We start from the raw sequence: 14,308 nt of genomic DNA, 5'->3' as shown, positions 1-14,308 counted from the left end.
TCTTACCGACTATTCCCGCCCATGCGCCTTCACACTGTCACGCTTACCATCGGCACGTCACTCGCTGCCGCCACGGCGGTGGCTGCCCAACCTGCCTCGCTCGTGTACCGGCTTGGCAAGGACACGGTGGCGATCGAACAGTACACGCGTACGTCCACCGGCGTGTCCGGGGAGATGGTGCAGCGTTCGGGCACCGCCGTCGCGCGCTATCAGTACACGCTCACGCTGGCGAAGAACGGGCGGCCCCGGACCGCATCGATCAAGCGGATGAACGTCGATGGCTCGTTGCCGCCAAACGCGCCCAGCGATACACGCTTCACGGTGACGGCAGACTCGATCGTGCGCGAAGTAGTCTTCGCCGATAGCACGCAGCGGCGCGCCTTCGCGGCCAAGCAGGCGCTGATCAATTTCCCCACGTTTATCTACGGACCGACCGAACTGTTGGCAGGCATCGCCAAGAGTAGCGGTACAGCCGATTCCATTCCCGCCCTCGGCCTCGCCGGAAACCTCGGCCTCACCGGCATCGTACCGGCCGGCGGTGACAGCACCGCTGCTCGTGTGCGTTTACGTGGTGGTGCCTACGCCATGATCCTGCGCTTCGACGCTAACAACAAATTGCAGCTGGTGGATGGATCCTTTACCACCAACAAGTCCATCGCGTCACGCGGCGCCGGCCTCGATTTCGCGGCCATCGCAACGAGCATGAAGCCCACCGGCACGCTATCGCTGCGCGAGACCGCGCGCGGTGCGTTCGGACCGGGTGGCATCGTACTCATCGACTACGGCCGGCCGTCGGTGCGCGATCGCACGGTGTGGGGCGGAGCGCTGGTGCCATTCGATACGGTCTGGCGTACCGGCGCCAACGATGCCACGCACCTCTTCACCTCGCGCACGCTGACGATGGGCGACGTGGTGGTCCCGCCGGGCGCCTACACTCTGTTCGTGCAGCATACGCGCAACGGAACGTTTCTCGTTGTCAACAAGCAGGTCGGACAGTGGGGCACGATCTATTCGGCAGCCAATGATCTCGCGCGCGTGCCGATGCAGATGACGACCACACCGAGTCACGTGGAGGAGTTCACGATTGCCGTGCGCGCGATCAATGCAACGCGCGGCGCCATCGAGATGTCGTGGGGACCGAGCATGGTGAGCGTGCCGTTCACGGCCACGGCGGTGCGCTTGTGAGCACGCTTTCCGATTTTACCGTAACTACGGCAACGGGCGAGCCACTAGCGCTCGCATCACTCGCCGGCGGCGTTACGCTGGTGGTGAACGTGGCCAGTCAGTGCGGACTCACCCCGCAGTACGCCGGGCTCGAATCACTGTGGCGCACGTACGGCACGCAGGGCCTCTCCATACTCGGCTGCCCGTGTAACCAGTTCGGCGGTCAGGAGCCGGGCACCGAAGCCACGATCCTGCAGTTTTGCAGCACGCACTTCGATGTCACCTTTTCACTCACCTCAAAACTCAATGTAAATGGCGACGACGCCGATCCGCTCTGGCAGTGGCTGAGAAACGAGAAACCCGGATTGCTGGGGACCACATCGATCAAGTGGAACTTCACCAAGTTTCTGGTCGGTCGTGATGGACAGGTGATTGAGCGCTTCGACCCCACGACAGTGCCGAGCGATATGATTCCCGCTATCGAGCGCGCGCTGGCAGCATCAGCAGGAGTGCGCACAACGCGTTGATGGCGAGTGCCAGCAGCATCGCGATCGATAGCGATTCGCTGGTGCGTATGAACCACTGCACGATGACGCGGAACGGCGGGACCACGTCGGCATCCCACACCCTGGGTGCCGTCTGTTGGAGCACCCACCACACGAGCGTCGTAACGAGCAGAGCGGCGACGCTGAAGACGGCCAGCGTGACAACACCGCGCCAGGTCCCGCGTACATCGGAGGCGCTCAGGTGCATCGAACCTCCCACCGAGATACTCACGTAGGCGAACAGCGCCCATTTCCAGAAAGGTGCCTCGAACGCGTTCGACATCGCGCGCGACAACGCGGCCGACGCCGAGACGTTCGACAGGTCGACATCGGCCAGGGAGATCCCGAGCAGGCGCTGCGCCGACCAGAGGATCACCGCCGCTCCAACCACCAGCGGCGCGATGCCGATCGCGATGGTGCCCACGCGCTGATACGCGCTGGCCGGATCGTACGAATGTTCAACCGATCCCAGCGCGCCAGCAGTGGCCTGTGGATCGAACCATTTTATGCGGTGCACGCGATGACGGAATAGCACGCACGCCACCACGTGACTGCCTTCATGCACGATGGTGCCGAGCAGTCCGAAGAAGTACAGGTGGATGCGCCGACCGAAGAGACGACTGGATTGGATGGCCAAGAACTGCGCCGACCAGTGCATCGCGACGAGGAGCAGCAAGGGCATTACCAGCGGCGCGGCCGATTCGAGATTCGGCCCCTCGATCAGCGCGCGTCGCACACCGGAACTCCTGGCGTCCTCGCAGCGTAGGCCACAATACCCTTGTCGCATGTCAACAGCGACGCGCCGATCAGCTGCGCCTGCGCGATCAACATACGATCGGCCGGGTCACCGTGCGGTATCCCCGCCAATCGCGTACTCTCGATCAACACATCGCGCGTAAGCGGCACCAGCCGAATGCCGGGCGCCAGCGCCGCGCGCTGCAGCCACAGCGTGGCATCCGACGCCAATTCGAGCCGACCCTGTGCGACCAGCATCGCGACTTCCCAGAAGGAGATGTCGCTCACGAAGAGGCACCCAGCCGCGGCCGCGCGATCGATCACTCGGCAGGCCGGCTTCGTAAGGGCACCCGCCGTCCCATCCAGCGTCCACAACCACGCATGAGTATCGAGCAAGAGCGGCGTATCGCCCGTGGGCCACTCGGCGACGCGCCACAGCGCAGGGCGTCCAACGTAAACCGGCGCGGGTTCCCTCACACGCAGCGGCGTTCGCCTCGCCGCACTCATCGCGAGCGAGCCAACAGCGGGTCCATGGTGGACGCCGCCCAGCTATCGCCGTCCGGTGACAGCAGATCCCCGTGCCGCACGATGGTGCCGCGCATAAACCCCATGGGCGATGTCGGCACCGCGTTGACTGGACCGACACGAACCACCCGCCGCCCGTGCTTGGTCACGATGATCTCGCTGCCAGTGGCCGCGACGTCATCCATGAGTTCGAGGCACGTGGCTTTGAACACGCCGGCCGGGATCGTACGCGATTCCGCCACCGTCGACGGAGCCCTCATTCGAGGCTTGCTCAACAGCATCTCCGATGAAGTCCTAAGAACTGGTCATATAATTCTAACCATAGACAGATATATGCTCAATGGTGACACGACTGCAGCCTGCCTCCGAACCCGCTAGCTTTCCCCGCATGGAAACGGAAAAGCTCTACATGCTGGTTGGGCCCGATGGCGCCCGCACGACCAGCACCACGAAAGGTACGCTCGGCGGCTACCGCAAAGAACGCCGCTATGGCCGCCTCGACTGCAAGGCCGCCCGTCGCGCCCTCGCCAACGGCGCCCTCTATGCGCAGCAGCGCGTCTTCTTTGCCGATGAAGCCACGGCCGTTGCCGCCGGGTATCACCCGTGCTCGGTGTGCATGCCCCAGGAGTACAAGGCGTGGCGCGCCGCCGGAGGCCACTCCGCCCGCCCGTAGTGCCAGTGTAGCTCGCCGATAATTCAGCACCCGCTCCACCCGCCGCGTACTGTCGTGTATGCCCCACCACCCGACGCCGCGGCGTTTTTCATGTGTCTCACCGGCGGTGTCCATCGCGGCCGCGCTGCTGCTTGCTGCATCAGTTGCCGGCGCCCAAGCCGCCACGGCCGACCGCGCGCCCGCGGCCGGCAATCCCGCGGCGGGCAATAACGTGGCCGTGAATCCGGAAACGGTCGCCCGTCCGTCATTCCGCGCGACGCGCGCCACAACCCCCATTGTGGTCGACGGCAAGCTCGATGACGCCGCCTGGGCCACCGCGCCAGTGCTCACCGACTTCGTGCAGCAACTGCCCAGCACCGGACTCCCCGCACGCTTTCGCACCGACGTGCGCGTGCTGTACGACGCCAACAATCTCTATATTGGTGCCATCAACTTCGATCCGGAGCCGCAGAAGGCCATCACGGTCGGACTCGAGCGCGATTTCGTGTCCTCGAACAGCGACATTTTCGGCGTTGGGTTCGACACCTTCCACGACAAGCGCAACTCGTTCCTGTTTCTCGTGAACCCGAAGGGTGCCGTACGTGACGAGCAGACGTTCAACGACTCGCGCAATATTGTCGAGGCATGGGACGGCATCTCGACCGTGCGCACGCTGCAGCAGGATTCGAGCTGGACGCTGGAGATGACGATCCCCCTGAAGACGCTACGCTTCGACGCCACGCGCGATCCGCAGACGTGGGGCATCAACTTTATCCGTCGCGTACGCCGTGTGAACGAAACGTCGTACTGGGCGCCGCTCGAGCGGCAGTATCGCGTGCATCGCATGTCGAAGGCCGGCACGATGGAAGGCATCACAGGTCTCAAGCAGGGTCGCAACCTGCAGATCAAACCCTACGCGTTGGCGGGCAACTCCGTGGGCGCGCAAGTGCCGAGCGGATCGCTGGGCAGCAAGGCCGACATCGGCGGCGATCTCAAGTACGGCGTCACCCCGTCGCTCACGCTCGACCTCACGGTCAACACGGACTTTTCGCAAGTCGAAGTCGATCAGCAGGTCGTGAATCTCACGCGCTTCGGCATTCTCTTCCCCGAACGCCGCGATTTCTTCATCGAGAACTCCGGCTCGTTCACGTTGGGCGATGTGGCGGAGCGCAATTATCGAATGGGCGCCTCCCTCAGCGACTTCACGCTCTTCAACTCGCGACAGATTGGTCTTACCAAGGACGGCCTCCCGATTCCCATCGCTGGCGGCGGTCGTCTCACCGGTCGCGTGGGCGGATGGGAAGTCGGACTGCTCGACATGCAGACGCAGCGCGCCGGTACAAGCCCCACCGAAAACTTTGCGGTCGCGCGCGTGCGTCGGAACATCTTCGGCAACTCCGACATCGGACTGCTGGCGGCCAATCGTCAGGCCACCGACAGCAGTGGCACCTTCAATCGCTCGTATGGCGTCGACGCGAACATCCGTCTGTTAGGCAATCTGGTCATCAACTCCTACGTCGCCGTGAGCGACGCCGACACCGCCAGCTCCGACGGCACCGCCGCGCGCGTTTCGGCAGCCTATCGCGGCAAGCTGTGGAATACCTCCGCGATGTACAAACGCGTGTCGGACACCTTCGATCCCGGGATCGGCTTCGTGAACCGGCGTGGCTTTCAGCAGACGTATGCCACCACCGGCATTCACGCGCGCCCGAAACTCACGGGCATCCAGGAGCTCAATCCGTATCTCGAAGCCGACGTCTACACCGATCTCGACGGCGCCGCGCAATCGCATCAGTATACGGCCGCGCTGGACATCTTCTTTCGGCCCGACGGCGAACTCAAACTCCAAGTGAATGACTGGTTCGATCGACTCGATCGCGCCTTCACGCCGTTTCCGGGACGCTCGATTCCGGTAGGGAGCTATCGCTTCCGGAATGCGAAGGCCACCTACTCCTCCACCCAGCGATACCCGGTATATGGCAACGCCAGTCTGCAGGTGGGCGACTTCTACAATGGCACCAATCAAACCCTGAGCGGCGGTCTGACTTGGCGTCCCCGCTACGATGTCAGCTTTGAAGGCACGTATCAACACAACAACGTGGCGCTCCCGAGCGGTGCGTTTGCCGCCGACCTCACCGGCGTGCGCGTGAAGTATGCGCACTCGACCACGCTGTTCGGCAGTACGTTCGTACAGTACAACACGCAGTCACGCAGTTTTGTGACCAATGCCCGGCTCGCCTGGCGTTACGCCCCACTCAGCGACGTGTTCCTCGTGTATACCGAACGACAGAATACGTTCACACACGTGCGCAACGAGCGGTCGGTAGCGATCAAAGTGACACGCATGACCGCGTTCTAGCGCACAGGGCCAGTCAGACGGCCTTTTGCGGTGGATGGCTTACGCTCGTCGTGACATTCCCTGATTCTTCACGGGTGCCGACCCCTCCCCCCGTAAACTCATCCGCGCCGTTCAGGCACACCCGCCTGAGCATGATCGTGGCGATTCTGATCGCGATGACGGCGTGCGCGCGGGCTGCTCCAACCACGGCACCTGCTCCACCGAGTCTGTCAGATCGTCTCGCTGACACGGTGTGGTACATCTCGGCCCGTGCCCGAGACGCTGGGCACGACACGCGCCGCTTCGCCGACTCGCTGGAATTCGGATACGCGATTCACTCCTATCGGCGGCGCGCCGACGCGCTCGCCGGCGCACTCAGCATGACGCTCGACGACTCCGTGCAGCTCACGCGCGAGGCGTTCGTTCAGGCGTTGCACGGCGTGGCCGGCACCGACGGCGCGCCGGAAACTTTCGCGCTTCTTTACGTGCACGGCTACGGAACGGCGCTGCACGAGTGCTGGCAGCACGCGTCGGAGTCGCGCATCCGCTCGCGGAGTGGCGTCCCCTGGGTCGCCTTCTGCTGGCCGTCAGGCGGATCAGGCGTCGCTCCACCGCGCCGCGGTGCGATTCTCGACGCCGGCTATCGGAGCGACTCCGCGGTTGCGTGGGCAAGTCGCCCGGCATTTGTCCGATCCGCCGAAGTCATGCTCGACGCCCTGCCGGCGTCCCGGCTGCTGCTGGTCGCGCACTCCATGGGCGCGCAAATCCTGGGCTCCGCACTGAGTGACTCGAGTGCACTGCGTACTCGCCTGCTCGAGCAGCCGGTTCGTGCCATCTCGTTCGTCTCGGCCGACGTGGAGGCCAATCGCTTCCTCGACTCCATCGCGCCGGCGGTCCGGCCGCTGGCGTCCCGTCTCGTCGCCTACGTGTCGGGCCGCGATCGGATGCTCGCCTTGTCGCGGCGGCGCAGCGGCGGGGCACGCGCCGGACAGCGTTCACGCACGCCCCGCGCGTTCGAGACGGTGGAGACCGTCGATGCGACGAACGGGATCGCCGCCGAGAATCGCCTTCAGCACCTGGTTGGCACGCACCACGCCCTTCGCCGCGCATCGTCCATTCTCTTCGACCTGCTTCACGTCGTGGGTGCACGCCGAGCACCGGCGTGCCGCCTCGGTGTCGAAACCGCAACCCAGGATGCGTTCGGGATCTGGAAACTGACGTCGATTCGGCCGGACACTATCCGTCTCGCCGAGCGTTGTCCGTCGCCCCCACGGTGATGCGCCATTCCGCTCACGCGGACTCGCCCGCGAGGTAGCAGTGCGGGCGTCTCATTGACACCACTTCGTGCGACACCCACGTTTGCCTGCCGCCAGGTACGGCGCAACGTGAAGTTCAGCGATCCCGTGGGGTGCCCTTTTGCGCGCGATCGCAGCAAAGGCCGCGTTGTTGCTTGTATTCGCGTGCAGCCTCATTCAGGCGCAGGCGCGCCTTCCAACCATCGGCGAACCGCCGCCTTGCTCGGCCAGCCAAGGCCCTGGTCATGGTCGATGGCACGAGTTCTTGAGCCGCGCGCGCCGGTAGCGTCTGGTCAGAAACGCCGCATTGAGCGGAGTCAGCGAGTGTCCGCCACTGCGCCGCGCTCACGCGAAGCGCTCAGCAAGGAAGTACTCGATGTTATCGGCCAGTGCGAAGTAGCCGGAACAGACCAGATCGTCGTCACCGGCGTTTCAGAAGCGGCGCGCATCGCCGGGCATGAAGACGAGCGTTTCACCGGCCCGCGCGAACGCCGCCGGCTGACCCACTCGCTGGTAGCCAATGCGTCCGCGTTGCACCGTAAGAACTTCGGCCTGGTGGTAATGCACATGCATCGGCGACCCGGCGCCTGGCGCCACCGCGTTCTCCACCTCGCGACGATCGCCGCCTGCTGTCGGCACGCGACGAAGAAAGATGAGGCGCTCGCCGACACGGTTGTCGATCGTGTGCGGGTAGACAAAGCGTGACATGACCGGTCGCGCACACGGGTGAAGGATGGCGTTCATGTACTGGAAACGACGGGAGATCGCCGGACATTTCATGATCCTGCAAAAACGCGATCCGCCGAGTGCGATATTGACACCTCAGGGGTTGAACGACGGCTCCTGAAACATCGCGTACGGGGCGCAGAGCGGATCTCCGATCACGAGATCCTTCCACAACACCATGTACGACGCGGCGTAGAACGCCTCCGCCAAATTGGCGCCGCGCAGGTAGCGATCGAACAGGATGTCAGGATTGGCCAACGCCAAGGTGAACGGCTCGCTCACATAGCCTTTCACACCGGTCACGCCCTGCGCGATCAGATCCACGATGCGACTTTGGCCACCGTGCACCGGTCCGAACGTGCGCGCGCTGGTGGACACGAATGTTTCCGCCAGCGCACCGGGCAAGAAGCGCACGGCATGATAGGCCACGCTGTCGAATCGCGAATCGTTGCTCCCCCAACTCACGTAGCCCATGACCGGCACGCTCGGCGCCACGAACGCGGCCGTGGTGTCGATCTGCACGCCTACGCCACGCTGCGGTAGCCGGAACGCCGCCCGATACAGCAACAAATTCATGGTGGCATAGCCATCCGTGCCCCGACGTGGCGGCATCGCATCGAAAAAGAACGGACCCGGCATCGGGCGCGCTGCGATGGAGCGATCAACTAGCGCGAGACAGTCGGCGACACGCGCGCAATCCAGCCGCGTGACGAGATAGATGCCGTAGCGGTCGCTCGCGAACGGACCATCAGCGTTGAAGTACGGATTGCGGTAGCGCGACAGCCAGACGCTATCCAGTCCCACCATGGGAGGAATGGCCAGATGCATGCCGGCCAGCATGGCATCCACACTGTAGCCGTTCTTGCGCGCGACACGAATGGGGACATCGGTCGTGAGGACGATGAAGTCGATCCGCACCGGCAGGGCCGCGATCGCCGCCCGCACGGGGAGCACGATGTCGGTCTGAAACGCGATGTCACCGATCTCGTCGTCCAGCGGGAGCGCGAGCCGCACGATATGCGTGGGGTCGATACCGCGACGCTTGACGTAGTAGCGCCCCACGGAATCACTGGCGCTGCTACGCGTATTGATGACCACCAACACCCGCTCGGCGCCCGTGGCCGGCGCACGCTTCGCCACCCGCGGGGCCGGGGCGGCACACGCACCGACGCACAGGGCGCCGACAAGGAGTGGGAGAATGCGGAAGGTCATCACAGGGACGATGCTGCGCCGCGCGGCGTTCCAGTAGGGCCGCGTGCGAGAAATCCGTCGCGGCGTAGATTCGCACATGCCCTTCCTCCCCATTCGCCAAGTCGCAGCGGCCCTCGTTGCCTTCATCGCCATTCCCGACGGACCGAGCGCCGTGCTGCACGCGCAGCCTGCGTCTGCGTCGGCGCCCGCCTCGCCCAGCCGCAGCTACCCGCAGCTGCTCTCGCTGTTCGCCGAGTGGCGCACGTTCGAGGAGCCGCCGCGCCGCGATGGGATTCCGGATTACAGGCCGCCCACCAACGCGCGTCGGCTGGTCGCGCTGCGCGCGCTGCAGACGAAGCTGCGCGCCATCGATACCGCCGGTTGGCGCGTGCCGGAGCAGGTGGACTGGCATCTCGTGCGGGCCGAGATGAACGGCATGCAGTACCACCTCACGGTACTGCAGCCCTTTGCGCGGGATCCGGCGTACTACGCCTCGGTGCGCACCGAAGAGAGCGACACGCCAGCGGAGGAAGGTCCCACGATTCACGGCGTCGTGCGCTTGTGGCAGTATCCGGTGTGGCCACGCACGGTCCTCGATCAGTCGCGCACGCTCAACGTAAACGAATCGCATCGCCTCACGGCACAGCTGAACACGATCGCGCCGCTGCTGCGTGTGGCACGGGTGAATCTGGCCAAAGGCAACGCCAAGGACTTATGGGTTGGCGCCGTCCGCACCTTCGAGGAGCAGCACGAGGCACTCGGCACACTCGCCACACTCGTATCCACGAGCAACCCTAACGACGGCGCGCTCAAGAGCGCGATCGCGGGCGCAGCGGATGCCACGGAATCGTTCACGGCGTGGCTACGCACCGAAGCACCGAAGAAAACCGGACCGTCGGGCATCGGCACGAAGCAGTACAGCTGGTTCCTCAAGAACGTGCTGCTCGTGCCACTCACGTGGGAGGATGAAGTCACTATCACCCGTCGTGAACTTGCCCGTGCACACGCATCGCTCCGGTTGGAGGAAACCCGCAACGCGAAGCTGCCGCAAATGCCCGTGGCCGGCTCGGCCGCCGAGTTCGCGACCATGCAGGCCGAGGCACTGCCACGGTATATGCAGTTCGTCCGCGATCAGGGCATTGTGACCGTCGAACCGTGGATGGAGCGCGCCCTGCGCGAGCGATTCCAGTCGTACTCCCCAGAGGCCACACGCAACTTCTTCTCGCAGGCCACCCATCGTGATCCACGCACGCTGTGGACGCACCTGTGGCATTGGTGGGACAATGGTCGATTCCGCGAGCATCCGCACGCAAGTCCAATTCGCCGCACGCCGCTGCTTTACAACGTGTGGATGAGCCGCGCCGAAGGGATGGCGACATCGATGGAAGAGTGGATGATGCACGCGGGCCTGTATGACCAGTCGCCGCGATCGCGAGAGATCGTGTGGACCATGCTGGCCGCCCGCGCCGCGCGTGGCCTCGGCAATCTCTACGCCCACTCGAATGCGCTCACGATGGCTGAAGCGGCGAATATGCACGTGAGCTGGACGCCGCGCGGTTGGATGCGTCGCGATCCGCTGCTGGGGTTCGAGCAGCATCTGTATCTCCGTCAACCGGGATACGGCGCCAGCTACATCACCGGCGGCCGACTGATGGAGGAGACCATGGCAGAGCGCGCCCGACAGCTTGGTAATGCCTTCACCATGAAGCGCTTCTTCGACGAAGTGAACACCGTGGGCATGATTCCCGTGTCGCTCGTGTACTGGGAGCTCACCGGTGACGACCGCATGGTGCGCGAACTGCGAAACGGCACCGGACCGCTGCCGTTTCGCTGAGCGGAGGGGACGTGTGTTCGGGGGCGGGGAAATCCCGCCGTGGACACCTCAAATGGGGCCATCGATCGACACCGCAAAACCGGCCATCACGCCGGTGCGCTGAACCTGGTGAGCGGGGAGTGGGATGGTCAGAATCGTCGACGCGCGTTCGTAGCGCCGCATGCTCAACTCAAGGAGAGCTTCGACCTCGGTATGCGGCAGCGTGCGCATGCCGAGATCATCGATGATCAAGAGGCGCACCGTGGTGAGATTGGCGATGGTGGCCTTGCGCGTGCCGTCCAGCGTGGCCTCGATCAGCGCTTCGATCAGCGCTTCGATCAGCGCTTCGATCAGCGTAGGCGCTTCGCCGTCGAGCACGCGATGCCCCTGCTGGATGACCGCCTGCCCGAACGCTGGCGCCACGTAGCGCTTGCCCGGACCCGGCGGACCTGAGGCACAATGCCCATCCGCGTAAAGTGTCCACTTCGCGACCGTCGATTCTGTCCAAGATGAAACCGGTGGCGACATTACGGCGCCTTGTCTGATGCGTCGAGTCTGATCGTGCAGCAGGAGCGCGTGAAGGCGGCGATTGCGACGGGGGAAGCGCAGAACTGCGAGCTGGCGTACGCGCAGGCGTTGCCGCGTAAAAACAACGCTGGCGTCGTGACGGGATTGTTCCGGACCATCGCCTACGTCATTAACAAGTCCGCAACGTTCAACAAGCGATCGGCCGTGACCGACAGCGGCACGAGTCCGAAGCGCGAGAAGGACTGCTGAACCTGCGCGACATCATGGCCGCCGGTGACGACGAGACAGCGGTGGTCGACTCCGACATCCGGACAATTGTCGACCGTGACGCGGGATCACGAACGTGGTGGATACGGCAGTCAACCCTGTCGAGTTGGTATGCAGGGGCGCTTCACGTCGCTCGTTCTGCGAGGTGGCGCAACTGCCCGCGGAGCGCGACGGCATACCTCGCGCCACAGCGACAGCAGATGCGACCGGACATTTGATGGATCTAACCGACTTATTGGCACAGTTTCGCAGCCCGACGACGCCGCCGCATTTCGATTGGGAGAACCACGAATGGGGGCGGTGTCATCGCCGGTTTCCTCTTGGGCCGTTGCGCTCACCGACATGATAGTGCCGGTAATCGACGGCCCCTCGACCATCCGCGTGCTTCGGAAGATGAATCCCGCAGTGCGCATCATCGCCGCCAGCGGATTGGACGCCAACGCACACGGCGCAAAACTCGGCCTTTCACACTTCTCGCCGACATCGCCTGCTTACCGCTTGACGACAAACTCTCGCTAATGCCGCGTAGCGCGACCGCTACGCGGCGCGGCCAAACTTTCAGGCCGTCTTGTGCTTGGCCAGGCGCGGAAACCAGTTCAACAGCTTCACGGCCGCGACGATCTCTGGACGCAGCGTCCAACGCGTCTGCGGCGCTTCGGCACCACCTTCGGCGAACGTGGCGAAGACTGACGCCTGCGGCTCCTTCGGCGGCACGGTGTACAGCAGACGCCCGGCCAACTTCGCGCCGAACCGGCCGTAGTTGAGATTCACGGCACCTGGCTTCTCGAAGCCGGCCGCTTCCGCAAGTTCAACCGTCGTGAGCGTGTAGTCGGGGGCCAGACAATGCGCGCGCAGCATGCTCCACTGCGCATCGGAAATCGTGTTGGCGACATACAGCAGTCGCAGCGCCTTGTGGTACTCGGTCGACGTCGGGATCGCGGCGGGCGTCGGCGCAGGTGTCGGAGCAGCAGTCGTCACAAGCATATGTCCTGAAAGAGAGCACAGCCGCGCGCAGGAGATCGCCGCCGTTACATCGCACACGTCACGTCAGCATACCGACGGACGGGGGTGTTCATACAAGTCCTTACTATTGGAACATCCCCTAGCGGGCGCTGGGGCGCAACGGGCCAGCATCGAATCGTGCACGGTTTCTGTCCGGTGGCATCACCGAGCCTCGATTCCCGTCACAATTGTGCTGCTTTCGTCGAGGCGCCGCCTTGAATCATGGGATGATTTTGACGGGCGGCACGATCTTGATGCCATCCGCAAAGGTTGCCGTAAGCAGGTACAGCAGCTTGGTGGACGGCAGCGCACTCGACGCCAGCGCGAATTCGGTCAGCTGGTGTGCACCACTGGCCTTCGAACCGCCGATCGCGATGCTCGGAATCTTGCGTACCACGCCGGGGTTTGCATCGGTGGCACCGGTGGCCACGGCTTCCGACGCGCCGGGCATGCCCGGGCTCATCCCCAGTGCACGATTGATGTCGATCGCCGTTTGCACGATGGGATGCGCCCGTGCGCCTTCGAGCTGCTTCTCGGTGCCGCCGGCACCGCTCGTTTGTTCGACTTCCACGCGCAGGCCGACCTTCTGCTCATCGGCCACTTCCTTGGTGATGCGCGCTATCGTGCGATCCAGCGAATCGAGCAGCACGGGGTCAGAGCTGCGCAGGTCGACCGTGAAGTACAGCTCCTGCGGCACGGCATTGAAGATGGTGCCGCCGTGGATCTGTCCGATGTTCATCACGGCGCCATTCGGTAGCGCCTCGAACTGCAACTGATAGAGCCGATCGATCGCCTTCGCGACCGCCTTCACCGGCGTAGGTATGCCGCGCGACGACAACGTGTGCGCACCCGGATGGGTAAACACGAACTTAGTCCAATAGATGCCGAGCGCACCGTATGCCACGCTGCCGTACGCGCCGTCGGGCACGATCAGCAGGTCGGGCTTCGGGTTGTGCTGCAGCCAGTACTCCATGCCCTTCAGGCCAAGCTCTTCCTGCACCGTGCCGATGAAAATGATGTCGCCTTTGCTGGTGAACTTGGTGGCGTTCATCACGCGCAGCGTGGACAGCATGTTCGCCACCGACGCCGTGTTGTCACCCACACCCGGCGCGAAGAGCGTATCGCCTGAGCGACGCACTTTGGTGTTCGTTTCCGGCGGGAACACAATGTCGGTGTGCGCCGCGATCACGATCGTTGGGCCGCCACCGGTGCCCTTACGCACGCCGGTCACGTTGCCGATCGAATCGACTGAGACCTTGAGGCCTTCCTGCTCGAACACCGACTTCACATACGCGCCGCGCTGCTGCTCGAGTCGCGACTTGCCGGGCATCTCGGCAATACGAATCCACTCTTCGACCTGACTCGGGAATCGCTGCTCCAGCATTGCGATCGCCGACTTCACGTCGGCACGCTTGAGCAGCTCGGGATTCCAACTGGTCGGATACGTCTGCGCGGCGAGTGGCTGCGACAACGACAACGCGGCACAGGCAACTGCGAGCAGGGCAAGAGAGCGACGCATGAGAAAAT

15 protein-coding genes are annotated in these 14,308 nt (G+C 64.1%); 7 read left to right on the top strand and 8 right to left on the bottom strand.

All coding sequences use genetic code 11. The annotated features are described in order from the left end of the window. Positions 1-21 precede the first annotated feature (21 nt). Both ACLL97_RS17075 and ACLL97_RS17070 read left to right on the top strand, forming a co-directional pair. The gene (locus ACLL97_RS17075; RefSeq protein WP_411281684.1) at positions 22-1,185 is read left to right on the top strand and encodes a DUF2911 domain-containing protein; all 1,164 of its coding nucleotides are present in this window, start codon (positions 22-24) and stop codon (positions 1,183-1,185) included. Next, on the top strand, positions 1,182-1,691 hold the full coding sequence (locus ACLL97_RS17070; protein ID WP_411281683.1) for a glutathione peroxidase: 510 nt from the start codon (positions 1,182-1,184) through the stop codon (positions 1,689-1,691). Before ACLL97_RS17075 ends, ACLL97_RS17070 begins: the two co-directional genes overlap by 4 nt. On the opposite strand, the gene ACLL97_RS17065 is transcribed toward ACLL97_RS17070, so the two are convergent. The 3 genes from ACLL97_RS17065 to ACLL97_RS17055 all read right to left on the bottom strand — a co-directional run bounded on the left by ACLL97_RS17065 (position 1,642) and on the right by ACLL97_RS17055 (position 3,229). Continuing rightward, positions 1,642-2,445 carry a hypothetical protein gene (locus tag ACLL97_RS17065; protein WP_411281682.1) on the bottom strand — a complete coding sequence of 268 codons (804 nt, stop codon included), beginning with the start codon at positions 2,443-2,445 and terminating at the stop codon, positions 1,642-1,644. The genes ACLL97_RS17070 and ACLL97_RS17065 overlap by 50 nt on opposite strands. Further along, the gene (locus tag ACLL97_RS17060; protein ID WP_411281681.1) at positions 2,430-2,840 is read right to left on the bottom strand and encodes a type II toxin-antitoxin system VapC family toxin; all 411 of its coding nucleotides are present in this window, start codon (positions 2,838-2,840) and stop codon (positions 2,430-2,432) included. The genes ACLL97_RS17065 and ACLL97_RS17060 overlap by 16 nt, the downstream gene beginning before the upstream one ends. 107 nt (positions 2,841-2,947) lie before the next feature. Beyond that, on the bottom strand, positions 2,948-3,229 hold the full coding sequence (locus ACLL97_RS17055) for a type II toxin-antitoxin system Phd/YefM family antitoxin (protein WP_411281680.1): 282 nt from the start codon (positions 3,227-3,229) through the stop codon (positions 2,948-2,950). 128 nt (positions 3,230-3,357) lie between these two features. On the opposite strand from ACLL97_RS17055, the gene ACLL97_RS17050 reads away from it, so the two are divergent. From ACLL97_RS17050 to ACLL97_RS17040, 3 genes are all read left to right on the top strand, one after another. Further along, positions 3,358-3,642 (top strand): Ada metal-binding domain-containing protein, encoded by a 285-nt coding sequence (locus ACLL97_RS17050; protein WP_411281679.1) that lies wholly within the window; start codon positions 3,358-3,360, stop codon positions 3,640-3,642. Positions 3,643-3,748: 106 nt separating this feature from the next. Continuing rightward, entirely contained in the window at positions 3,749-5,980 is a 2,232-nt protein-coding gene (locus ACLL97_RS17045) for a DUF5916 domain-containing protein (RefSeq protein WP_411281678.1), read from the top strand. Positions 5,981-6,117: 137 nt separating this feature from the next. Next, on the top strand, positions 6,118-7,236 hold the full coding sequence (locus ACLL97_RS17040) for an alpha/beta hydrolase (RefSeq protein WP_411281677.1): 1,119 nt from the start codon (positions 6,118-6,120) through the stop codon (positions 7,234-7,236). A 450-nt stretch (positions 7,237-7,686) separates the two neighbouring features. Here the strand turns inward: ACLL97_RS17040 and ACLL97_RS17035 are convergent, their stop codons facing one another. Both ACLL97_RS17035 and ACLL97_RS17030 read right to left on the bottom strand, forming a co-directional pair. Further along, on the bottom strand, positions 7,687-7,827 hold the full coding sequence (locus ACLL97_RS17035) for a hypothetical protein (protein WP_411281700.1): 141 nt from the start codon (positions 7,825-7,827) through the stop codon (positions 7,687-7,689). Positions 7,828-8,076: 249 nt separating this feature from the next. Beyond that, complete coding sequence (locus ACLL97_RS17030; RefSeq protein ID WP_411281676.1) at positions 8,077-9,192, bottom strand: TIGR03790 family protein; 1,116 nt, start codon at positions 9,190-9,192, stop codon at positions 8,077-8,079. Between the two features lie 76 nt (positions 9,193-9,268). Here ACLL97_RS17030 and ACLL97_RS17025 point away from each other — a divergent pair, with 76 nt between their 5' ends. Then, positions 9,269-11,005, top strand: a complete 1,737-nt coding sequence (locus ACLL97_RS17025) for a DUF885 family protein (protein ID WP_411281675.1) — start codon at positions 9,269-9,271, stop codon at positions 11,003-11,005. Positions 11,006-11,053: 48 nt separating this feature from the next. Here the strand turns inward: ACLL97_RS17025 and ACLL97_RS17020 are convergent, their stop codons facing one another. Continuing rightward, complete coding sequence (locus tag ACLL97_RS17020; protein WP_411281674.1) at positions 11,054-11,512, bottom strand: ATP-binding protein; 459 nt, start codon at positions 11,510-11,512, stop codon at positions 11,054-11,056. 9 nt (positions 11,513-11,521) lie between these two features. On the opposite strand from ACLL97_RS17020, the gene ACLL97_RS17015 reads away from it, so the two are divergent. Then, complete coding sequence (locus ACLL97_RS17015; protein ID WP_411281673.1) at positions 11,522-11,761, top strand: hypothetical protein; 240 nt, start codon at positions 11,522-11,524, stop codon at positions 11,759-11,761. 576 nt (positions 11,762-12,337) lie between these two features. Here ACLL97_RS17015 and ACLL97_RS17010 read toward each other — a convergent pair. Together ACLL97_RS17010 and ACLL97_RS17005 are read right to left on the bottom strand one after the other, a co-directional pair. After that, positions 12,338-12,757, bottom strand: coding sequence for a hypothetical protein (locus tag ACLL97_RS17010; protein WP_411281672.1), 420 nt, complete (start codon positions 12,755-12,757; stop codon positions 12,338-12,340). A gap of 244 nt (positions 12,758-13,001) precedes the next feature. Beyond that, positions 13,002-14,300, bottom strand: a complete 1,299-nt coding sequence (locus tag ACLL97_RS17005) for a M20/M25/M40 family metallo-hydrolase (protein WP_411281671.1) — start codon at positions 14,298-14,300, stop codon at positions 13,002-13,004. Positions 14,301-14,308 lie beyond the last annotated feature (8 nt).

It is taken from the genome of Gemmatimonas sp., assembly GCF_046594945.1.
In the GTDB taxonomy this organism is placed as follows: Bacteria; Gemmatimonadota; Gemmatimonadetes; order Gemmatimonadales; family Gemmatimonadaceae; genus Gemmatimonas.
This window is presented reverse-complemented; position numbering and strand designations above follow the sequence as displayed.